The organism is Burkholderia contaminans, assembly GCF_029633825.1.
GTDB classification, from domain to species: domain Bacteria; phylum Pseudomonadota; class Gammaproteobacteria; order Burkholderiales; family Burkholderiaceae; genus Burkholderia; species Burkholderia contaminans.
Genome location: NZ_CP090641.1, coordinates 2,773,863 through 2,795,649, shown reverse-complemented (window position 1 = coordinate 2,795,649; position 21,787 = coordinate 2,773,863). Strand labels below are relative to the sequence as shown.

The 21,787-nt window shown below is 66.4% G+C and carries 20 protein-coding genes; 7 read left to right on the top strand and 13 right to left on the bottom strand.

What is annotated here, in order from left to right; all coding sequences use genetic code 11:
- Positions 1 to 3 precede the first annotated feature (3 nt).
- From sdhD to LXE91_RS30225, 3 genes are all read right to left on the bottom strand, one after another.
- Positions 4 to 372: a succinate dehydrogenase, hydrophobic membrane anchor protein gene (gene sdhD / locus LXE91_RS30235; protein WP_046544091.1), complete on the bottom strand. Its 369-nt coding sequence runs from the start codon at positions 370 to 372 to the stop codon at positions 4 to 6.
- A 4-nt stretch (positions 373 to 376) separates the two neighbouring features.
- On the bottom strand, positions 377 to 793 hold the full coding sequence (gene sdhC / locus LXE91_RS30230; RefSeq protein WP_039358252.1) for a succinate dehydrogenase, cytochrome b556 subunit: 417 nt from the start codon (positions 791 to 793) through the stop codon (positions 377 to 379).
- Between the two features lie 170 nt (positions 794 to 963).
- Positions 964 to 1,788 (bottom strand): GntR family transcriptional regulator, encoded by an 825-nt coding sequence (locus tag LXE91_RS30225; protein WP_039358249.1) that lies wholly within the window; start codon positions 1,786 to 1,788, stop codon positions 964 to 966.
- Positions 1,789 to 2,076: 288 nt separating this feature from the next.
- Here LXE91_RS30225 and LXE91_RS30220 point away from each other — a divergent pair, with 288 nt between their 5' ends.
- The 5 genes from LXE91_RS30220 to acnA all read left to right on the top strand — a co-directional run bounded on the left by LXE91_RS30220 (position 2,077) and on the right by acnA (position 9,245).
- Complete coding sequence (locus LXE91_RS30220) at positions 2,077 to 3,063, top strand: malate dehydrogenase (protein WP_006754984.1); 987 nt, start codon at positions 2,077 to 2,079, stop codon at positions 3,061 to 3,063.
- Positions 3,064 to 3,247: 184 nt separating this feature from the next.
- Complete coding sequence (locus tag LXE91_RS30215; RefSeq protein WP_039358242.1) at positions 3,248 to 4,255, top strand: HpcH/HpaI aldolase/citrate lyase family protein; 1,008 nt, start codon at positions 3,248 to 3,250, stop codon at positions 4,253 to 4,255.
- A 230-nt stretch (positions 4,256 to 4,485) separates the two neighbouring features.
- Complete coding sequence (locus LXE91_RS30210; RefSeq protein ID WP_034185790.1) at positions 4,486 to 5,001, top strand: hypothetical protein; 516 nt, start codon at positions 4,486 to 4,488, stop codon at positions 4,999 to 5,001.
- A 22-nt stretch (positions 5,002 to 5,023) separates the two neighbouring features.
- Complete coding sequence (locus LXE91_RS30205) at positions 5,024 to 6,475, top strand: bifunctional 2-methylcitrate dehydratase/aconitate hydratase (protein WP_039358237.1); 1,452 nt, start codon at positions 5,024 to 5,026, stop codon at positions 6,473 to 6,475.
- 52 nt (positions 6,476 to 6,527) lie between these two features.
- Positions 6,528 to 9,245, top strand: coding sequence for an aconitate hydratase AcnA (gene acnA / locus LXE91_RS30200; RefSeq protein ID WP_039358234.1), 2,718 nt, complete (start codon positions 6,528 to 6,530; stop codon positions 9,243 to 9,245).
- 120 nt (positions 9,246 to 9,365) lie between these two features.
- On the opposite strand, the gene LXE91_RS30195 is transcribed toward acnA, so the two are convergent.
- The 4 genes from LXE91_RS30195 to LXE91_RS30180 are packed head-to-tail and all read right to left on the bottom strand — an operon-like array spanning position 9,366 to position 11,030.
- Positions 9,366 to 9,803, bottom strand: coding sequence for a DUF1801 domain-containing protein (locus LXE91_RS30195; protein ID WP_039358232.1), 438 nt, complete (start codon positions 9,801 to 9,803; stop codon positions 9,366 to 9,368).
- Positions 9,800 to 10,231, bottom strand: a complete 432-nt coding sequence (locus tag LXE91_RS30190; RefSeq protein ID WP_039358231.1) for an SRPBCC family protein — start codon at positions 10,229 to 10,231, stop codon at positions 9,800 to 9,802. The genes LXE91_RS30195 and LXE91_RS30190 overlap by 4 nt, the downstream gene beginning before the upstream one ends.
- The gene (locus tag LXE91_RS30185; RefSeq protein ID WP_034180131.1) at positions 10,231 to 10,554 is read right to left on the bottom strand and encodes an ArsR/SmtB family transcription factor; all 324 of its coding nucleotides are present in this window, start codon (positions 10,552 to 10,554) and stop codon (positions 10,231 to 10,233) included. Before LXE91_RS30185 ends, LXE91_RS30190 begins: the two co-directional genes overlap by 1 nt.
- A gap of 26 nt (positions 10,555 to 10,580) precedes the next feature.
- Positions 10,581 to 11,030, bottom strand: a complete 450-nt coding sequence (locus LXE91_RS30180) for a hypothetical protein (protein WP_135370720.1) — start codon at positions 11,028 to 11,030, stop codon at positions 10,581 to 10,583.
- A gap of 172 nt (positions 11,031 to 11,202) precedes the next feature.
- Here LXE91_RS30180 and LXE91_RS30175 point away from each other — a divergent pair, with 172 nt between their 5' ends.
- Positions 11,203 to 12,936 (top strand): S53 family peptidase, encoded by a 1,734-nt coding sequence (locus LXE91_RS30175; RefSeq protein ID WP_039358222.1) that lies wholly within the window; start codon positions 11,203 to 11,205, stop codon positions 12,934 to 12,936.
- A 55-nt stretch (positions 12,937 to 12,991) separates the two neighbouring features.
- Here LXE91_RS30175 and LXE91_RS30170 read toward each other — a convergent pair whose 3' ends face one another.
- The 5 genes from LXE91_RS30170 to LXE91_RS30150 all read right to left on the bottom strand — a co-directional run bounded on the left by LXE91_RS30170 (position 12,992) and on the right by LXE91_RS30150 (position 19,082).
- Entirely contained in the window at positions 12,992 to 14,410 is a 1,419-nt protein-coding gene (locus LXE91_RS30170) for an MFS transporter (RefSeq protein ID WP_039358359.1), read from the bottom strand.
- Between the two features lie 207 nt (positions 14,411 to 14,617).
- The gene (locus LXE91_RS30165) at positions 14,618 to 15,454 is read right to left on the bottom strand and encodes an ABC transporter permease (RefSeq protein WP_027791109.1); all 837 of its coding nucleotides are present in this window, start codon (positions 15,452 to 15,454) and stop codon (positions 14,618 to 14,620) included.
- A 37-nt stretch (positions 15,455 to 15,491) separates the two neighbouring features.
- The gene (locus tag LXE91_RS30160; protein ID WP_039358220.1) at positions 15,492 to 16,748 is read right to left on the bottom strand and encodes an ABC transporter permease; all 1,257 of its coding nucleotides are present in this window, start codon (positions 16,746 to 16,748) and stop codon (positions 15,492 to 15,494) included.
- A gap of 102 nt (positions 16,749 to 16,850) precedes the next feature.
- Entirely contained in the window at positions 16,851 to 17,897 is a 1,047-nt protein-coding gene (locus tag LXE91_RS30155; protein WP_039358217.1) for an ABC transporter substrate-binding protein, read from the bottom strand.
- Between the two features lie 78 nt (positions 17,898 to 17,975).
- The gene (locus LXE91_RS30150) at positions 17,976 to 19,082 is read right to left on the bottom strand and encodes an ABC transporter ATP-binding protein (RefSeq protein WP_039358214.1); all 1,107 of its coding nucleotides are present in this window, start codon (positions 19,080 to 19,082) and stop codon (positions 17,976 to 17,978) included.
- A 108-nt stretch (positions 19,083 to 19,190) separates the two neighbouring features.
- Here LXE91_RS30150 and pdxR point away from each other — a divergent pair, with 108 nt between their 5' ends.
- Complete coding sequence (gene pdxR / locus LXE91_RS30145) at positions 19,191 to 20,714, top strand: MocR-like pyridoxine biosynthesis transcription factor PdxR (RefSeq protein ID WP_039358212.1); 1,524 nt, start codon at positions 19,191 to 19,193, stop codon at positions 20,712 to 20,714.
- Positions 20,715 to 20,750: 36 nt separating this feature from the next.
- Here the strand turns inward: pdxR and LXE91_RS30140 are convergent, their stop codons facing one another.
- Positions 20,751 to 21,785, bottom strand: a complete 1,035-nt coding sequence (locus LXE91_RS30140) for a lipase secretion chaperone (RefSeq protein WP_039358208.1) — start codon at positions 21,783 to 21,785, stop codon at positions 20,751 to 20,753.
- Positions 21,786 to 21,787: the final 2 nt, after the last annotated feature.

Below are 21,787 nucleotides of genomic sequence, written 5' to 3'. Positions count from 1 at the left end.
TCTTTACACTCTCCAGAGAATCTGCGCGGCGTAGCCCGCACATGCGAGCAGCCAGACGATGGTCAGCGATTGCAGCAGCAGGCGCACACCGACGGGCTTCACGTAGTCCATCCAGATGTCGCGCACGCCGACCCATGCGTGGTAGAAGAGGGAAAGCAGCATCACGAAGGTCGCGAGCTTCATCCATTGCGCGGCGAAGATCGATGCCCAGCCTTCGTACGAAAAATCGTGCGCGCCGAAGAACAGGACGAGCAGAATGACCGTGTAGACCGCCATGATCGTGGCGGTGATGCGCTGCGCAAGCCAGTCGCGCAGGCCGTAGTGTGCGCCGACGGCGAGGCGCTTCGAGCCGATTCGGTTATTGGCTGCCATTTTCTTAGAATGCTCCGAACAGTTTGAGTGCCATGGCGATCGTCAGCGCGATCGAGACGACAAAGACGACGATTGCCGTCCGCTTGCCGCCTTCCTTCGAGACGGCGTCGTGGTTGACGTCCATCAGCAGGTGGCGAATGCCGGCGCAGAAATGGTGGAAGAAGGCCCACGACAGTGCGAGGACGATCAGCTTGACGATGATGTTGGAGAGGAAAGCCTTGAAGACTTCGAAGCTGAGCTCGGACGTGAGGCTCTGGTCGAAGAGGAACAGCAGGAACGGCAGGAACAAGAACAGCAGCGCGCCGCTGACTCGATGGAGAATCGACAATATCGCCGCCGCGGGCATGCGATATTTCAACGTGATGTCGCCGATTCCGATGTTCCGGTATTCCGGCCTCGGCTTTCTTACTGCATCAGTCATGCTAGACCCCTACTATGTTGTCACACTAATCCGCGATTTTAGCGCCTTTTTATATCGCGCTGCAGCGAAAGTCTGCTCTGGATAGTTGCGCGAACAAGAACAAAGGCGGCCCGAAACGTGCTTCGCGAACGTGGGGAACGCGAACGCACTCGGCTTGAGCCGATACACCGTCAACTCAAGTCATTCTGATAGTAGTACCCGGTTGTGACATACCAGCCGCGACGCACTTCCACCGGCCGGTCTCCGTATGTATAGGACACGCGCTCGACCGACAGCAAAGGGAAACCTGCCGGCACGTGCAGCAGGTCGGCCACCGCCGGCTCCGCCGCCACCGCGCGGATCTTTTCCGTCGCGCGGATCATCCGCGTGCCGAACTCCGTCTCGAACATCGCGTAGAGCGGCCCCTTGTACTCGCTCAGCCGCTCGAACGTGAGCCCGCGGAACATCGCGCCCGGCAGCCAGATCTCGTCGAGCACCGTCACTTCGTTCTCGAACTCCAGCAGGCGGCGCACCTGCACGACGGGATCGGCCGGCTTCAGGTCGAGCTGCCGCGCGATCTCGGCCGGCGCACGCAGGCGGCGGCATTCGAGCAGGCGGCTCACGTGCGGATGCTCGGCACCGTCGTCGGCCAGCAGCCGCAGGAAGCGAAACTGCGCGCGATCTTCATTGTGCGTTGCAACAAAAGTACCCTTGCCCTGCCGCCGGACCACGAGGTTTTCGGCGGCCAGCTCGTCGATCGCCTTGCGGACGGTGCCCTGGCTGACCTTGTAGCGGGCCGCGAGCTCCACCTCGCTCGGGATGATCTCGCCCGGCTTCCACTCACCGGTTTCGAGACTTTGCGTGATCAATGACTTAATCTGCTGGTATAACGGGCTGAACGTCGGCGACGGAGCAGCCGCAGGCGAGGGTGCGGGATCGCTCGCGCCCGGCTGCCCTGGGCCGCCTGCGCCGGTCTGATTCGCGGTATTCGCCTGGTTCGATGTCATGGCGCGCATTTCATCACAAACCGCACTTTTAAGTCCACTCAATTTCCGCAAAACATCTGTCTTATATAAGACATATGATACCGTTTGACTTTGAGCCGGACGGCTCCTACACTCCGGGTCGAGCAAGGGTTCGCGGGTGCAAAAGCGCGTCCCCGGCTACGTGCCACGGCCGTCTCCAGGTTCACCGCGTCTGCCATCGCGAGTCCTCCGCCCTGCTTCAATGCAACACTCAGCACAACGCGCATAAAATGGCGTTTTCGCGAGTGTCCAACGCTTCACCCGTCCTGGAGATTTTCAATGGCTAAGCCCGCAAAGCGCGTTGCCGTCACCGGCGCCGCAGGTCAAATCGCTTACTCCCTGCTGTTCCGCATCGCGAACGGCGACCTGCTCGGCAAGGACCAGCCGGTCATCCTGCAACTGCTCGACCTCCCGCAAGCCCAAGCCGCCGTCAAAGGCGTCGTGATGGAACTCGACGATTGCGCGTTCCCGCTGCTCGCGGGCGTCGTGATCACCGACGATCCGAAGGTCGCATTCAAGGATGCCGACGTCGCACTGCTGGTCGGCGCACGTCCGCGCTCGAAGGGCATGGAGCGCAAGGACCTGCTGTCGGCAAACGCAGAAATCTTCACGGTCCAGGGCGCTGCGCTGAACGAAGTCGCGAGCCGCGACGTGAAGGTGCTGGTCGTCGGCAACCCGGCGAACACGAACGCCTACATCGCGATGAAGTCGGCACCGGATCTGCCGAAGAAGAACTTCACGGCCATGCTGCGCCTCGACCACAACCGCGCGCTGTCGCAACTCGCGGCGAAGTCGGGCAAGCCGGTCGCATCGATCGAGAAGCTCGCCGTGTGGGGCAACCACTCGCCGACGATGTACCCCGACTTCCGCTTCGCGACCGCCGAAGGCGAATCGCTGCTGAAGCTGATCAACGACGACGTGTGGAACCGCGACACGTTCATCCCGACCGTCGGCAAGCGCGGCGCGGCGATCATCGAAGCGCGCGGCCTGTCGTCGGCAGCGTCGGCCGCGAACGCAGCGATCGACCACGTGCGTGACTGGGTCCTCGGCACGAACGGCAAGTGGGTCACGATGGGCATCCCGTCGGACGGCTCGTACGGCATCCCCGAAGACATCATCTACGGCGTGCCGGTCGTTTGCGAAAACGGCGAATACAAGCGCGTCGAAGGCCTGGAAATCGACGCGTTCTCGCGCGAGAAGATGGACGGCACACTGGCCGAGCTGCTCGAAGAGCGCGATGGCGTCGCCCACCTGCTGAAGAACTAAGCATATCGCACCTCGCCGGGCGGCCCTCGGGCAGCCCGGTTTCGGCCCGGGCCGGCATGCCGCCGGCCCGGCCGACCGATCCGATCCGCGCTCGTTTTGCCGCCCCGCGCCCGCCGCGCACCGGCCCAGAACGCGCCCGAATCCGATTTTCTCCACGTTGACCCGCTTCCCTGACGTAGACGAGATGGCCGCGCTCACTCCCGCACAAGTGCTGTACGACGGGGCGTCCCCGCCCGCGATCCTGCCCTGCTGCGATCACTACGCGGGCAGCGAAAAGCTGATGCGCAAGTCACTCGCGCTGCAGGCCGAGCTGGGCCCCGTGTTCGACATCACGCTCGACTGCGAAGACGGCGCCGCCGTCGGCCAGGAAGCCGCGCACGCGGCACTCGTCACCGAACTGCTCGGCAGCGACGAGAACCGCTTCGGCCGTGTCGGCGTCCGCATCCACGATTTTTCCCATCCGCACTGGCGCGACGACGTGCGCATCGTGCTGCGCACATCGCGTGCCCCCGCCTACATCACGCTCCCGAAGATCGCGAGCGCCGCCGATGCCGCCGAAATGACCGCGTTCATCGAAGGCACGCGCCGCGAGCTCGGCATCGCGCAGCCGATTCCCGTCGACGTACTCGTCGAGACGCACGGCGCGCTCGCGCAGGCGGCCGCCCTCGCCGCGCTGCCGACGGTCGGCACGCTGAGCTTCGGGCTGATGGATTTCGTCTCCGCGCACCATGGCGCGATTCCCGATTCCGCGATGCGCTCGCCCGGCCAGTTCGAGCATCCGCTCGTGCGCCGCGCGAAGCTGGAAATCGCCGCGGCCTGCCACGCGCACGGCAAGACACCGTCGCACAACGTGACGACCGAGGTGCGCGACATGGGCGTCGTCGCCGGCGATGCACGCCGCGCGCGCGACGAATTCGCGTTCACGCGGATGTGGAGCATCCACCCCGCGCAGATCCGCCCGATCGTCGACGCATTCGCGCCGCGCACCGACGAGGTCGCGCTGGCCGCCGAGATCCTGCTGGCCGCGCAGGCCGCCGACTGGGGCCCGACACGCCATGGTGATACGCTGCACGATCGCGCGAGTTACCGCTATTACTGGTCGGTGCTGCGCCGCGCACGGGCCACCGGCCAGCCCGTGCCGGCCGAGGCCGCGCCGCTGTTCGGCCCCGCCGCCGAGGGCAGCGTGCCGTAAGCGCGCGCCGCCGGCCGATACACGAGTTTCATGCATTCGACGACGCGCGAACCGGATAGAGGTTTGCGAAACGACAAAAAACGTAACGGAGCCCGAAAACCTGATATACACGCGGCCAAATAGGTGAAAATAGCGGCCGCTGCGCGCTTTCGGGGCGCGTGCAGTTTCAAACCGGCCGGCAGTTTCGATTGCCGGCCCTTGTCAACTGATTATCGAAAGGTTCTGACTCCATGAAGAAACTCCTGATCGCTACCGCTATCGGCGCCTTGTCCGCCACGATGCTGGTGTCGGCTCCGAGCGCGTTCGCCCAGGGTACGGCCACCACGACCGCGAAGAAGGCAACGGCCAAGCGCCCGGCGCCGGCCAAGCGCATCATCCCGCGCAGCAAGAAGGCGCAGGCACGCGCAGCAGCCAAGGTCGATCCGGTACCGGACGGCGCGGTCAAGTGGTCCTGCAAGGAAGGCCTGTCGTTCGATCTCGCCGGTGACATGAAGCGCGACCAGGTCGTCACGGTTCACTGGGCGAAGAAGAACTACAAGCTGCCGCGTCAGGCCACGACGACGGGCGCCGACACGTTCTACGATCCGGCAGCAGGCTTCAAGCTGGTCGTGATCCCGACCAAGGCGATGCTGTTCTCCGACGCGAACGGCGGCGAACGCCTCGCGGACGAATGCGTGACGCCGGAAATGGCGCAAGGCACGCCGGCACCGACGCAGTCGAACGAGCTGAAGCCGGCAACGAACTAAGCGCGTTCCCATCGGCCCCTCGATGTCCGCCCCGGTCTCCAACGTCCGCCCTGCTCCGGATACGGTACTCGTCGATATCGTCGACTACGTGCTGAATGCCGGCATCGACAGCGCGCTCGCGCTGGAGACGGCGCGTCATTGCCTGATCGACACGCTCGGATGCGGACTCGAGGCGCTGTCCTACCCTGCCTGCACCAAGCTGCTCGGCCCCGTCGTGCCCGGCACGATCGTGCCGAACGGCGCGAAGGTGCCCGGCACGTCCTTCCAGCTCGATCCCGTCCAGGCCGCCTTCGGCATCGGCGCGATGATCCGCTGGCTGGACTTCAACGACACCTGGCTCGCCGCCGAATGGGGTCATCCGTCCGACAATCTCGGCGGGATCCTGGCGACGGCCGACTGGCTCTCCCGCACGGCCCGCGCGGCCGGCCGGAAGCCGCTCACGGTGCGCGACGTGCTGGTCGCGATGATCCAGGCCCACGAGATCCAGGGCTGCCTCGCGCTCGAGAATTCGTTCAATGCGGTCGGGCTCGACCACGTGCTGCTCGTGAAGGTCGCGTCTACCGCCGTCGTCGGCCGGCTGCTCGGGCTCACGCGCGACGAGCTGGTCAACGCGGTATCCAACGCGTTCATCGACGGTCACGCGCTGCGCACCTACCGCCACGCGCCGAACACGGGCTCGCGCAAGTCATGGGCGGCCGGCGACGCCACGTCCCGCGCGGTGCGCCTCGCGCTGATCGCGAAAACGGGTGAAATGGGCTACCCGTCGGCGCTCACGGCCAGGACCTGGGGCTTCTACGACGTGCTGTTCGACGGCAAGCCATTCCGCTTCCAGCGCCCGTACGGCACGTACGTGATGGAAAACGTGCTGTTCAAGATCGCGTTCCCCGCGGAATTTCACGCGCAAACGGCCGCCGAGGCCGCGCTGCAGCTGCACGCGCAGCTCGCCGCCGCGGGCCGCACGACGGACGACATCAGCCGGATCACGATCCGCACGCACGCGGCCGCGATCCGCATCATCGACAAGCAGGGCCCGCTCGCCAATCCGGCCGACCGCGACCACTGCATCCAGTACATGGTCGCCGTGCCGCTGCTGTTCGGCCGGCTGACCGCGGCCGACTACGAAGATTCGGCCGCCGCCGATCCCCGCATCGACGCGTTGCGCGCGAAAACCGTGTGCGTCGAGGATCCGCAGTTCACGAAGGATTATCACGACCCGGACAAGCGCTCGATCGCGAATGCGCTGACGATCGAGTTCACGGACGGGTCGAAGCTTGCCGAGGTGGCGGTCGAATACCCGCTCGGCCATCGGCGGCGCCGGACGGAAGGCGTCCCGCTCCTGGTCGAGAAGTTCAGGACCAACCTTGCCCGCCGCTTTCCGGCCAAGCAGCAACAAGCGATTCTCGACGTGTCGCTGGACCAGGCAAAGCTCGAAGCGATGCCGGTCGATGAGTACGTCGACTTGTATGTGATATAGCCGTCATCTACAGGACACGTAGTTTCCTAGCCTTAAACCCAGGAAAATCACCATGGCCCACAATCTCCACAAGACCCTCAAGGAATTCGACAGCGGTTCCGGCAAAGGCAAGTTCTACTCGCTGCCGCAGCTCGGCAAGGAACTGAAGACGAAGATCGAACGCCTGCCGGTGTCGATCCGTATCGTCCTCGAGTCCGTGCTGCGCAACTACGACGGCAAGAAGATCACCGAAGAGCACATCCAGCAGCTCGCGAACTGGAAGCCGAACGACAAGCGCGTCGACGAGATTCCGTTCGTCGTGTCGCGCGTCGTGCTGCAGGACTTCACGGGCGTGCCGCTGCTCGCCGACATCGCGGCCATGCGCGGCGTCGCCGAGCGCACGGGCAAGAACCCGAAGAAGATCGAGCCGCTGGTCCCGGTCGATCTCGTCGTCGACCACTCGGTGCAGATCGACTACTTCCGCCAAAAGGACGCGCTCGACCTGAACATGAAACTGGAATTCCAGCGCAACAACGAGCGCTACCAGTTCATGAAGTGGGGCATGCAGGCGTTCGACACGTTCAAGGTCGTGCCGCCGGGCGTGGGCATCGTCCACCAGGTGAACCTGGAATACCTCGCGCGCGGCGTCCACAAGAAGGCGGACGGCGGCGACACCGTGTACTACCCGGACACCCTCGTCGGCACGGACAGCCACACGACGATGATCAACGGCATCGGCGTGGTCGGCTGGGGCGTGGGCGGCATCGAGGCTGAAGCCGGCATGCTCGGTCAGCCGGTGTACTTCCTGACGCCGGACGTCGTCGGCGTCGAGCTGAAGGGCAAGCTGCGCGAAGGCGTGACGGCCACCGACCTGGTGCTGACGATCACCGAAATGCTGCGCAAGGAGAAGGTCGTCGGCAAGTTCGTCGAATTCTTCGGCGAAGGCACGAAGTCTCTGTCGCTGCCGGACCGCGCGACGATCGGCAACATGGCGCCGGAATACGGTGCGACGATGGGCTTCTTCCCGGTCGACGAAAAGACGATCGAGTACTTCGAAGGCACGGGCCGCACGAAGGCCGAAATCGCCGCGTTCGAAAACTACTTCAAGGCGCAGAAGCTGTTCGGCATCCCGAAGGCCGGCGACATCGACTACACGAAGGTCGTCACGCTCGATCTGACGACGGTCGCGCCGTCGCTGGCCGGCCCGAAGCGCCCGCAGGACCGCATCGAGATCGGCCACGTCAAGTCGACGTTCACCGACCTGTTCTCGAAGCCGGTCGCGGAAAACGGCTTCGCGAAGAAGGCGGAAGACCTCGGCGCGCAATACACGACGAGCAACGGCGTCGACGTGAAGAACGGCGACATCCTGATCGCCGCGATCACGTCGTGCACGAACACGTCGAACCCGAGCGTGCTGCTGGCCGCCGGCCTGCTCGCGAAGAAGGCGGTCGAGGCCGGCCTCACGGTCGATCCGAAGATCAAGACCTCGCTCGCGCCGGGATCGCGCATCGTCACCGAGTACCTGACGAAGACGGGCCTGCTGCCCTACCTGTCGAAGCTCGGTTTCGAAGTCGCGGCCTACGGCTGCACGACCTGTATCGGCAACGCGGGCGACCTGACGCCGGAGCTGAACGAAGCGATCACGAAGAACGACATCGTCGCGGCGGCCGTGCTGTCGGGCAACCGTAACTTCGAAGCACGTATCCACCCGAACATCCGCGCGAACTTCCTCGCGTCGCCGCCGCTGGTCGTCGCCTACGCGATCGCCGGCAACATCACGCGCGACCTGATGACCGAGCCGGTCGGCAAGGGCAAGGGCGGCCGCGACATCTACCTCGGCGACATCTGGCCGACGAGCGAAGAAATCCACGCGCTGCTCAAGTTCGCGCTCGACCCGAAGAAGTTCGAGGACAACTACTCGAAGCTGACCAAGAAGGGCGACCTCTGGAGCAAGATCGAGGGCGAATCGGGCCAGGTCTACGACTGGCCGAAGTCGACGTACATCGCCGAGCCGCCGTTCTTCGGCAACGACTTCTCGATGGAACCGGCTGCATCGATCCCGACGGTCAAGGGCGCGCGCGCACTGGGTATCTTCGGTGACTCGGTCACGACCGACCACATCAGCCCGGCAGGCTCGATCAAGGAAGACTCGCCGGCCGGCAAGTGGCTGAAGGAGAACGGAGTGCAGAAGGCCGACTTCAACAGCTACGGCTCGCGCCGCGGCAACCACGACGTGATGATGCGCGGCACGTTCGCGAACGTCCGGATCAAGAACCTGATGATCCCGGCGAAGGCAGACGGCACGCGCGTCGAAGGCGGCCTGACGATCCACCAGCCGAGCGGCGAACAGCAGTCGATCTACGACGCGGCGATGCAGTACGTCGCAGCCGACACGCCGACCGTCGTGTTCGCGGGCGAAGAGTACGGCACGGGCTCGTCGCGCGACTGGGCCGCGAAGGGCACGCAACTGCTCGGCGTGAAGGCCGTGATCGCACGCAGCTTCGAGCGCATCCACCGCTCGAACCTGGTCGGCATGGGCGTGCTGCCGCTGCAGTTCAAGGGCTCGGACAGCGTCCAGTCGCTCGGCATCACCGGTGAAGAAACGTACGACATCGAAGGCCTCGGCGACGACTTCAAGCCGCAGCAGGACGTCACGCTCGTGATCCACCGCAAGAACGGCGAATCGCAGCGCGTGCAGGTGCTGCTGCGCATCGATACGCCGATCGAAGTCGACTACTACAAGCACGGCGGGATCCTGCCGTTCGTGCTGCGCTCGCTGCTCGCAGCGTAAGCCCTGCACCTTGCAGGTGCCGCAGCCGCCTCGCGGGCGGTTGCGGCCGATTTGGATGCCCGACCTCGTGTCGGGCATTTTTTTGCCTGCGCTACGCCGCGTGACCGGTCGTGCGGCGCGTCATGCTGCCTTGCCGGCCCGCGCCTTCGTGCCTGGGCCCGCTCGCCGCGCGTTCTTCTTCAGATGCGTGCGGTTGTATTCGATCGCCGCGCGCACGAGGTTCTTCAACGCCCGCTTGTCGATCCGGTCGCCTTCGAAAAAATCGATCGCGCGTCGCGCATTGCCGTCGAGGCCGTCGTTGAACAGCTTGTCGGGATCAGGGAGCTGCGCGCCGTGCATGAAGGTCAGCTTCACCTTGCCCTTGTGCGCGTTCGCGACCGCGATCATCCCGTCGCATTCCCACACGGGGCTGCCCATCCATTTCCATTCCTCGACGATGCCGTCGTCGGACGCGAGGATGGTCTGGCGCAGATCGGCGAAGGTCTTGCCGCGCCAGTCGGCGATGCCGGCAATCAGCGCGTCGATGCGCGCCGACGGCGTGAGGTCCGTTGTGCTCATGCGCGGGCCTCCGTGCCTTCGTCCGGGCGCGCCAGCACCTGTTCGAGCGACTCGAAGAACCGGACCCAGCCATGCTGCGCGCCGCGGTACGCCTGTTCCTGACCCGCGCGGAAGCCGACCTGCTCCATGCGCAGGTGCGTACCGGCCGCCGTCGGCGTAAGCGTCCACGTGACGACGCTTTCGAGGCCGTACGCGGCCCACGTGTAGGACAGCGTGCGCGGCGGTTCGATCGCCAGCACCGTGCAGTCGACCGAGCCCCAGTCCGCGCGGAAGCTGAAGGCGCGGCTCGCGACGGGCTCGAAGTCGCTCTTCATCAGCCACGCCTCGATCAGGTGCGGCTGCGTGAGCGCGCGCCAGATCTTCTCCGGCGGATGAGGCAGTTCCCGTTCGACGACGACGGAGCGCGTTTCGGTAGTGGCCTGGTTCATTACTGATCCATCCTTTTCAGAAGATCTTCGAGGGCATCGAACCGGTTCTGCCAGAAGCCGGCCATCTGGCTCGTCCAGTCGATCAACGGGGCCAGCGCTTGAGGCTGCGCGCTGTAGTGCGTCTGCCGGCCTTCGTGACGGTCATTCACGAGCCCGGCCTGCTTCAGGACACCGAGGTGCTTCGACACGGCCGGCTGCGAGACGCCCGCATGGGCCGTCAGCGCGGCTACCGTCAGCTCGCCCTCCTCGCACAGCCGCTCGAAAAGCGCGCGGCGCGTCGGATCGGCAAGCGTCCGGAAAAGCATGTCGTGAGCGTTCTGCATATCGTCCAAAATCCATAACCCGATGGTTATGGATTAAAGCATATCCGCTGATCGACACGCGTCAAGGCGGAATTTCGCGAACGACGCCGCGCGAACTTGCGCGGGCCGGCTGTCCGCCTCGCCGGGGTGTCCATGCCCCCGAATTCGAGCCTTTCCTCTAATCCGCAAATGCCGCATGCGATCCGAAAGACACCCGCAAGACTGCCGGAAGCACCGTTCCACAGTTCGGGAAACGTTTGCGATCGACCGACCCCTTTCTTGTGCACACGCGCATCCGTTCCTGCCGGGTCGCTGCGTTTGACCACATAGTGCGACGCGGCACGCAACAACGACTGGTCGCGCGCGATGCGCTCACGCGGCGATCCGCTCCGTGATCGCGCACGTTTCGATGCCGCGACGAGCAACTCGTGCGTGCGAACGTCGCGCGTGGCCGCGCTGTCGTGCCGCGAACCGGTTCCGTTCGCTGTGCTCACCATCGCACGCGCTTCCGGCAACCCGCCTGCATCCGCACGCGCCGATGTCAGAACTGACAGCTGTGGAAAATGGCAGCTACCCGAACGACACCGACGCCCTACGCTCGTCACCGCTCGCGGCCCCACAAGGGCCGGGGGTTCCAGTAACGTCGCCTCTCCTAAAAAAGGACTCCCGATGAAAAGGAACACCTGGTTTGCCCTTCCCCTTCCGTCGCCCCGCCGCCTCGCGTGCGTGGCACCGTTCGTGTTCGCCGCCGCCGCGGCGCATGCGACGACGGATTGGGTCGATACGCATACGAAGGCCTTTCTGACCGGCCCGCAGTTGATGGCGCGCAGTGCGGCGCCGTCGCTCGAACTGGCAGGCGGTGAAACGACCAACGTCGTCGTCAGCCTGAAGCTGCGCAACGCCGCGCAGCTCAAGCAACTGGCGCGCGACGTGAACCGGCCCGGCAGCGCGCATTACCGCCAGTACCTCACGCACGAGCAGTTCCTCGCCAACTACGCGCCGACCGATGCGCAGGTCAAGTCGGTCGTCGACTATCTGCACAAGAGCGGCTTCGTGAACGTCGAGGTTGCGCCGAACCGCCTGCTGGTTTCCGCCAGCGGCACGGCCGCCACGGTGAAGACCGCGTTCAACACGTCGCTCGTGCACTTCGAGTACGCGGGTCGCTCGGGCTTCGCGAACACGTCGACTGCGCAGGTGCCGCGCGCGCTCGGCGACGTCGTCGGCTCGGTGCTCGGGCTGCAGAGCGTCGCACGGGCGCGGCCGCTGCTGCGCATCGGCAATGTGTCGAAGCCGCAAGCGCTCGCGGCCGGCACGGCGACCGGCCACTATCCGAAGGAATTCCCGGGCCTCTACAACGCGACCGGCGTGCCGACCGCGGCCGGCGTGACCGTCGGCATCATCACGATCGGCGGCGTGTCGCAGACGCTGCAGGACCTGAAGCAGTTCACGTCGAGCAACGGCTACGGCGCGGTCACGACGCAGACCATCAAGACCAACGGCTCGGGCGGCAGCTACACCGACGACCAGGACGGCCAGGGCGAGTGGGATCTCGACAGCCAGTCGATCGTCGGCTCGGCCGGCGGCCAGGTCGGCAAGCTCGTGTTCTACATGGCCGACCTCAATGCGAGCGGCAACACGGGCCTCACGCAGGCGTTCAACCGCGCCGTGTCGGACAACACCGCGAAGGTGATCAACGTGTCGCTCGGCTGGTGCGAGACCGATGCGAACGCGGACGGCACGATCGACGCCGAGGAGCAGATCTTCACGACCGCCGCGGCGCAAGGCCAGACGTTCTCCGTTTCGTCGGGCGACGAAGGCGTGTACGAGTGCAACAACCGCGGCTATCCGGACGGCTCGAACTACACCGTATCGTGGCCGGCATCGTCGCCGCACGTGCTCGCGATCGGCGGCACGACGCTCTACACGACGTCGTCGGGCGCGTTCTCGAACGAGACGGTGTGGAACGAAGGGCTCGACGGCAACGGCAAGCTGTGGGCGACGGGCGGCGGCGTCAGCACGATCCTGCCCGCGCCGTCGTGGCAGTCGGGCAGCAACCGCCAGTTGCCGGACGTCGCGTTCGACGCCGCGCAAAGCACCGGCGCGTACATCTACAACTACGGCCAGTTGCAGCAGATCGGCGGCACGAGCCTTGCCGCGCCGATCTTCACGGGTTTCTGGGCGCGCCTGCTCGCGGCGAACGGCACGGGCCTCGGTTTCCCGGCCGGTAACTTCTATGCGGACATTCCGTCGCATCCGTCGCTCGTGCGCTACGACGTGGTGTCGGGGAACAACGGCTATCAGGGGTATGGCTACAACGCAGGCACCGGCTGGGATTACACGACCGGCTTCGGCAGCCTGAACATCGCGAACCTCAACCAGCTGATCAAGTCGGGCGGGTTCTGAGCGAAGCGTGAAGGCCGGCGCGCGGCGGTGGTCGCCGCGCGCCGGCTTGTCTCTCCTACTCCGCAGCCGGCTCCTTCACGCGTTCCGACGCGGCCGGCACGCCCGCGCGATGCGACGGCGCAAACAGCCGCAACCCACTCGCGACGCTCGCCGCTCCGGCGAAACCCGCACCGAGCATCAACGCGAGCGTCGGCCCGTGGCGCCCCGCGATCCCGAACGACAATGCGACGAGCGCCGCGCCCGTCGCCTGCCCGATCAGCCGTGCGGTCGCGATGATCCCGCTCGCGCCGCCGCTGCGCTCGGGCGGCGCGCTCGACATCAGCGCCTTCAGGTTCGGCGACTGGAAGAAACCGAAGCCCGCGCCGCACAGCATCATCCGCCAGCCGATGTCGATGACGCCCGGCGCCGCCGGCAACGCGGCGAGCGACACCATACCCGCGCTCAGCAATGCCAGACCGATCGCCCCGAGCAGGCCCGGCGGATAGCGATCCGACAAGCGCCCCGCGATCGGCGCGGCGAGCGCGACGATCGCCGACCACGGCGTCATCAGGAACCCCGTCTCGACCGCGTTGCGATGCAGGACGGTTTCGAAATAGAACGGCAGCGACACGAACGCGAGCCCCTGCGCGGCGAACGCGCACACGGCGGTCAGCGCGGACAGCGTGAATACCGGCCGGCGAAACAGGTCGACCGGCAGCATCGGCGCCGGGTGCCCGGCCTGACGGCGGATCAGCAGCCAGCCGAAGATGAGCGCGACCGCCGCCGCCGCGAACACGATGGAAAGCGGCCCGCGCTGCGCGAATTCGCCGAGCGCGAAGATCAGCGACGCAAACGTGATCACGTTGAACAGCGCGGCGACCGGATCGAACACATGCTTGCCGCGCGCCGTCTGCGGCAGCGACGGAATCGCCACGGCAAGCGCGAACACGCCGAGCGGCACGTTCACCGCGAACAGCCACGGCCATGCGGCGACCGACAGGATCAGCGACGCGATGGTCGGCCCCACCGCGAACGACACGCCGACCACAAGCGCGTTGAAGCCGACGCCGCGCCCGAGCCGGTGCGCGGGAAACAGGCCGCGGATCAGCGCGACGTTGACGCTCATGATCGCGCTCGCGCCGAAGCCCTGCACGATCCGCGCGACCGTCAGCATCGGCAGCGTCGATGCGAGCGAGCAACCGAGCGACGCGAGCGTGAACACCGCGAGCCCTGCGACGTACACCCGCTTGTGGCCGACGATGTCGCCGAGCGACGCGAGCGGCAGCAGCGTCGCGACCATCGCGAGCTGGTACGCGTTGATGATCCATACGGACGCGGCCGGCGACGCATGCAGGTCGGCGGCGATCGCGGGCAGCGCGGTGTTCGCGATCGCGGTGTCGAGCGTCGCGAGCGCGACGGCCAGCAGCACGGCGGACATCGCACGCCAGTTGACGGCCGGCTCATGCGCGCCGGCGGGGGAAGCGAATTCGGACAAGATGAGGCTCGGCTGACGAGCGACGCGTTGCGCCGCGTCGCGGATTGGACTCGCGGCGGCGTTCCGGACGCACCGCACGGAACGCGCGCCGCCGCGCCCGTTATTGTTGCAGAGCCGCACCGAACGTGCAGGCGGCCGCCTCGTCAGTCAGCGAAATGAAAGAAAATGCGCCGCTGCACGGCGGCGCATCGTGCCGAACGTGATGGATCAGCTCACCGCGCGCCGCGCATTGCGACCGCGCAGCCACTCGAGCGCCAGCAGCAGGCTCGTCGAGAAGATGATCAGGATCGTTGCGAGCGCAGCGATCGTCGGGCTGATGTTCTCGCGGATGCCCGTGAACATCTGGCGCGGCAGCGTCGTCTGGTCCGCGCCCGCGAGGAACAGCGTGACGACGACTTCGTCGAACGACGTCGCGAACGCGAACAGCGCGCCCGACATCACGCCCGGTGCGATCACCGGCAGCGTCACGCGGAAGAACGTCGACACCGGATTCGCGCCGAGCGACAGGCTCGCGCGCACGAGGTTCTGGTTGAAGCCCTGCAGTGTCGCGGCCACCGTCGTCACGACGAACGGGACGCCGAGCGCCGCGTGCGCGGCGATCAGCCCCGTGTAGGTGTTCGCGAGCCCGAGCGGCGCGAAGAACAGGTACATGCCGACGCCGACCACGACGACCGGCACGATCATCGGCGACAGCAGCACGGCCATCAGCAGCCCCTTGCCGCGGAAGTCGGCCTTCGTGAGACCGATCGCGGCGAGCGTGCCGAGCACGGTCGCGACGACGGTCGCCGACGGCGCGACGATGAAGCTGTTCTTCGCGGCCATGCGCCACTCGTCCGATGCGATCAGGTTCTCGTACCAACGCATCGAGAAGCCCGGGATCGGATAGACGAGGAACGTGCTCGACGAGAACGACAGCGGCACGATCGCGAGCACCGGCAGGATCAGGTACAGCAGCGTCAGCACGACGAGCACGCGCAATGCGACGTACCACGCGCGCTCGACGAACGACATGTGCGGCGCGAACAGCGGCCTGGCGAGTTTCATGGTTCGAATCCCCTTCCCGTATCGTTGCACGCGGCGCTCAGCCGAGGCTCACGTTGGTGCGCGTGAAGCGCCCGTACACCGCGTACAGCACGAGCGTCGCCGCGAGCAGCAGCCCGCCGAGCGCGCACGCCATGCCCCAGTTGATCGTCACGTTCGTGAAGTACGCGACGTAGTAGCTGACCATCTGGTCGTTCGGCCCGCCGAGCAGCGCGGGCGTGATGTAGTAGCCGATCGCGAGGATGAACACGAGCAGCGCGCCCGCGCCGACACCCGGATAGGTCTGCGGCACGTACACGCGCCAGAACGCGGCGAACGGGTGGCTGCCGAGCGAGACGGCCGCGCGCTGGTAGGTCGGCGGGATCGACTTCATCACGCTGTACAGCGGCAGGATCATGAACGGCAGCAGGATGTGCGTCATCGAGATGTACACGCCGACGCGGTTGAACAGCAGCGTCAGCGGATGCGAGATCAGCCCGCTGCCGATCAGCGCCGTATTGATGAGCCCTTCGCTCTGCAGCAGCACGATCCACGCGGCGACGCGCACGAGCACCGACGTCCAGAATGGAATCAGCACGAGGATCATCACGAGGTTCGCGCGCCGCTCCGACAGCGTCGAGATCCAGTACGCGAGCGGATAGCCGAGCAGCAGCGCGAACAGCGTGACGGCGACGCCGATCACGAACGTGCGGCCGAAGATCGCCAGATAGATCGACTGGTCGGGGTCGGCCTGCACGACGTGACCGAAGCCGTCCTGCTTGTGGTCGAGCGCGGCGAGCAGGTAGAACGGCGAATATGTGCTGCCGTTCTTCGCGATCGCCTGCCAGTACGCGGCATCGCCCCAGCGCGAATCGAGCTCGACCAGCTTGTCGCGCGTCTGCGCGGGTGTCAGCGCCGCATCGTTGTCGCCCTTCAGCGGCATCGCGCGCGCCGTCTTCGCGACGAGCGAGCGATAGCCTGGAATCTCGGTGTTCAACCGCCGCGCGAGCGCACCCATCGCCTCGCTGTCGGCCACCTTCGTCATGTCGGCCGCGAGTGCGACATACGCGGCGTCGGCCGGCGGCGCCTTGCGGTCCCAGCTCGACAGCGCCCTGACCGTGTTCGGCAGTGCCGCGGCAATCTCGGGGTTCTGCACCGCGCGCGTGAGCAGCGCGCCGATCGGCACGACGAAAATCAGCAACAGGAAAATCGCGAGCGGCGCGACCAGCAGCAGTGCCATCGTGCGCTTGCGGGCCTCGGCGGCCTTCAGCTCGCGCTTGAGCGCGGCGTTCGACGGCGAGGAAGGCGCGATCGTCATCGTATTCAACGGTTCTCTCCGGCCGGGCACGATCCGGCGGAAGGCCGCGCGACACGATCGACGCGTCGCGCGGCGGGTTGCATCAGGATGCCTGAATGACGGTTACTTCGTCGCCCACGCGGCGAAACGCTGCTCGAGCTCGTCGCTGTGGTCGGTCCAGAAGCCGATGTCTTCCAGCACCGCGTTCTTGCCGTTGGCCGGCGAGTTCGGCAGGTTCGCGAGCGTCTTCGCGTCGAGCGACTTGATCGCCGCGATGTTCGTCGGGCCGTACGCGATATGCTGCGCGTAGCCCTGCTGCGGCTTCGGCGTCAGCGTGTACGCGATGTACTGCTCGGCCAGCGCCTTGTTCGGCGAGCCCTTCGGAATCGCCCAGTAGTCCAGGTCGTAGATGCTGCCGTTCCACACGACCTTCAGGTTCTTGCCTTCCTTCTGCGCGGCGTCGATGCGGCCGTTGTACGCGGTCGACATCACGACGTCGCCGGCCACCAGGAACTGCGGCGGCTGCGCGCCCGCTTCCCACCACTGGATGTACGGCTTCAGCTCGTCGAGCTTCTTGAACGCGCGATCCTGCCCGGCCTTCGTGCCGAGCACCTTGTACACGTCCTTCGTCGGGACGCCGTCGGCCATCAGCGCGAATTCGAGGTTGTAGCGTGCACCCTTGCGCATGCCGCGCTTGCCCGGGAATTTCTTCACGTTCCAGAAATCGGCCCAGCCGGTCGGCGCCGATTTCAGCTTGTCAGCGTTGTACGACAGCGCCGTCGACCACACGAAGAAGCCGACGCCGCACACCTGCGGCGATTCCGGAATCAGGTCGGATTTCTTCGCGATCTTCGACCAGTCGAGCTTCTCGTACAGCCCTTCGTCGCAGCCGCGGTTCAGGTCGCCCGATTCGACTTCGACCACGTCCCAGTTGACGTGCTTCGCCTCGACCATCGCCTTCACTTTCGCCTGCTCGCCGTTGTATTCGACGGCCGTGACCTTGTTGCCGGTCGCCTTCTCGAACGGCTGGTTGAACGCGGCCTTCTGTGCGTCGCCGTTCGCGCCGCCGAAGTTGACGACCGTGAGTTCGGCAGCCGATGCCGATGCGCCGACGACGGCGAGCGCCAAAGCCAGCGCGGTGCGCCGTGCGGTAATGCGTGCTCGGTTCATGATGGTTCCTCTCCTCTCGTGGTGGAAGTGGGCAGTTGTTGTTGACGACGTGCTACGGAAAATCGGGGGAAACGCGGCTCATGCGAACACGCGCAGGTGTTCGGGCGAGAACGCGAGCGCGACCGGTGCGCCGGGCGAGAACGCATCGAGCGCGCCGGTACCGAGCGGCACCTTCACGAAGCATTCGTCCTGGCCGGGCAGCGCGCAACGCATGCGCACGTGGTCGCCGAAATAGATGAGGCTGCGCGCCTCGCCGCTCAGCTGGTTGGCAGCCGCGCCGTTCGCGTGCCCGTTCGCGCCGTGCGCGGCGAGGCTCATGCGTTCGGGGCGGATGCACGCGACGGCCGGCGCCCCCTCGGCTGCATCGCCGATGCGGCGGCCGACGAGTTTCGTGCCGTCGTCGAGCCGGAATTCGCAGAATTCGCCGTCGACGCGCGCGATGGTGCCGCGCAGCCGGTTGCTGTCGCCGATGAAGTTCGCGACGAATTCGTTGCAAGGCGATTCGTACAGGCGGTCGACGGTGTCGAGCTGCTGCACGATGCCCTTGTCGAACACGGCGACGCGATCGGACATCGTCAGTGCCTCGCCCTGGTCGTGCGTCACATACACGAAGGTCACGCCGAGTTTTTCGTGCAGCGCCTTCAGTTCGTACTGCATGTGTTCGCGCAGCTGCTTGTCGAGCGCACCGAGCGGCTCGTCCATCAGCACCAGCTTCGGCTCGAACACGAGCGCCCGCGCCAGCGCGATGCGCTGCTGCTGGCCGCCCGACAACTGCGCCGGGTAGCGTTTCGCGAAGCGCTCCATCTGCACCATCTTCAGCGCATGCGCGACGCGTTCCGCGCGCTCGCCCGCCGGCAGCTTGCGCACGGTCAGCGGGTACGCGACGTTCTGCTCGACCGTCAGGTGCGGAAACAGCGCGTAGTTCTGGAACACCATGCCGATGTTGCGCTTGTGCGGCGGCACGTTGTTCAGCAACTCGCCGTCGAGGCGGATCTCGCCGCCGGTCGGGAATTCGAAGCCGGCCAGCATCATCAGGCAGGTGGTCTTTCCCGAGCCGGACGGCCCGAGCAGCGTCAGGAATTCCCCGCGGTGGATATCGAGGTCGAGCGATTTGACGACCAGCGTTTCGCCGTCGTAGGTCTTCCGCACGCCGCGAAAGCTGACGATCACATCATCGGACTTCATCGTGGCTGTCCCCTTGCTTCGCGACAATTGATTTTGAGATGCGAGCCACTATACGGCGCCCACGGTTCTACAATAGGGAACCATTTCAATATTACTAGTAGGACCACTTTGGATACCGTGATCCTCGCCGACTGGCTCTCTGCCCGCCTCGACCGCGGCTCGCCCGAGCCGATGTACCGGCAGTTGCTGCAGCAGATGCAGCAGGCCATCCTGACCGGAGAATTGGGGCCAGGAACAAAGCTGCCGAGTTCGCGCACGCTCGCGGCCGACCTGTCGATCGCGCGCAATACCGTGCTGCACGTGTACGACCAGCTGACGGCCGAAGGCTACGTGCTGACGACCACCGGCAGCGGCACCTATGTCGCCGACACGCGGCCGGACGCCGCCGCGATCCTCGTGCCGGGCGCCGCGCCGCCGCCGTCGAGCGCCGATGAACCGCCGCTGCCGGACGCGCAGGGCAGCCTGTCGATGCGCGGCCGGCAACTGATCGAGCATGCGGGCGTGTCGCGGCGCCAGTGGGGCGCGTTCATGCCGGGTGTGCCGGACGTGTCGGAATTCCCGAGCCGGACGTGGAGCCGCCTGCAGGCGCGGCTGTGGAAGGAAGCGAATCCCGAACTGCTGACCTATGCGCCGGGCGGCGGCTACCGGCCATTGCGGCGGGCGCTCGCCGATTACCTGCGCGTCGCGCGCTCGGTCAAATGCTCGCCGGACCAGGTGATCATCACGACGGGCATCCACCAGTCGATCGATCTCGCGGTGCGGCTGCTGTCCGACATCGGCGATCGCGCCTGGGTCGAGGAGCCGTGCTACTGGGGCGTGCGCAGCGTATTGCAGGCGGCCGGCCTCACGCTGACACCGGTGCCGGTCGACCAGGAAGGGCTCGACCCGCGTGCCAGCGACATGCAGCATCCGCCGCGGCTCGTGCTCGTCACGCCGTCGCATCAGTACCCGCTCGGGATGGTGATGAGCCTTGCGCGACGCCGGATGCTGCTCGAATACGCGCGCCAGCACCGCTGCTGGATCATCGAGGACGACTACGACAGCGAGTTCCGCTACGGCAGCCGCCCGCTCGCATCGCTGCAGGGGCTCGACGACGGCGGCCGCGTGATCTACGTCGGCAGCCTCGGCAAGATGCTGTTCCCGGGGCTGCGGATGGGCTACATGGTCGTGCCCGAGCACCTGGTCGACACGTTCCGCACCGGGCTGTCGGAGCTGTACCGCGAGGGCCAGCTGATGCAGCAGGCCGTGCTCGCCGAATTCATCATGGACGGCCACCTGACTTCGCACGTCAGACGAATGCGCACGCTGTACGGCGAGCGTCGACAACTGATGATCGACGCGATCCGCACGCGCTTCGGCGACGCGCTGCCCGTGATGGGCGACGAGGCGGGCCTGCATCTCGTGCTCGGCCTGCCTGACGCCTGCGACGATCGCGCGGTCACGCAGAGCGCGTTCGATGCGGGCGTGATCGTGCGCCCGCTCACCAGCTATTACAGCAGCCTCGATACCGCGCGGCGCGGCCTGCTGCTCGGCTATGCGTGCGTCCCGCACGAAGGCATCGGCCCTGCGTTCGACACGCTCGCGAATACCATCGAGCGACACCTGCCGCAGGACCTCACGCGCGCGGCATAGCGGCGCTCATGCGCCGCGCCTCCCGCGCCTCCCGCGTTACCGCGCGCTGCCCGCCCCGCGATCGAGCGATGCCGCGCGCACCGCTTCGCCGGGCTTCGTGAACACGCGCTGCCGCAACGCGGCGATCTGCGCGTCGCGATCCTGCGGCGTCAGGCCCGCCGACTCGATCTGCGCACGCTGCGCCGCATAGTCCGCATAGCGGCTCTGCCACGACGCGTCGTCCTGCTGCATCTGCGCGACGCGCGCAGCGGCTTCAGGGCCGAGCGTCTGTGTCAGTTGCGCGCGCATCGCATCGGGCGTCGCCCCGCTCTTCTGCAATTGCGCGATCTGGTCGATCGCCGCCCGCTGCCGGTCGATGCGTTGTTGCGCCGCGCGTTCGTCGGCCGGCATCTGCTGTTCGAGCGCGGCGAGCCGCTCGGCCCTCTGCGCATCCGTCAGCGTCCGGTCCTGCGTGATCTTCAGTCGCGCGAGGTCGTAGCGCTGCCGCCACTGCTCCGCACCGAAAAACGGCTGGCTCCAGTCACCGAGCGTGCGATATGCAATCGACGCGCGCTGGTCGAGCGCGAGCTGCAGCGCGCCGAGGTCGGACTTGTCGACCGCGCCGGCATCGCGCAGTTTCGCGAGTGCGTCGAGATAGGCGCGATAGCGATGCCATACGTCGAGCGCTTCAGCCTGCGCAACGGTGCCGTCGAGTTGCGCGGCAATCTCGCGCACGACGAACGCATCGAGCGCGGGCGCGCCCAGGTCGCTCTGCGCGGTCAGGCAGTAGTCGAAGAAGTCGCGCACCGCGCGCGACTTCGCCAGATGGCCGCCGGCATCGAGCGGCAACCGGGGCGCACTGGAGCCGGCCAGCGACGGCGGCAGGCCCGCGCTTGCCGGCACGGCGGCCTGCGGCGGTGCGGCAGCCAATCCGCCTGCCACCGGCGCATCCGGCGCATCGCCGGCAGCGCCTGTCCCGCGATGCCAGCCCGCACCGCTCCACATCGCCACGCCGGCAATCGCCGCCAGCCCCACGACACCATAAATCATGGCGCGCCGCGCCAGCGGCGCGCGTCCTTCATGTACCGTCATCG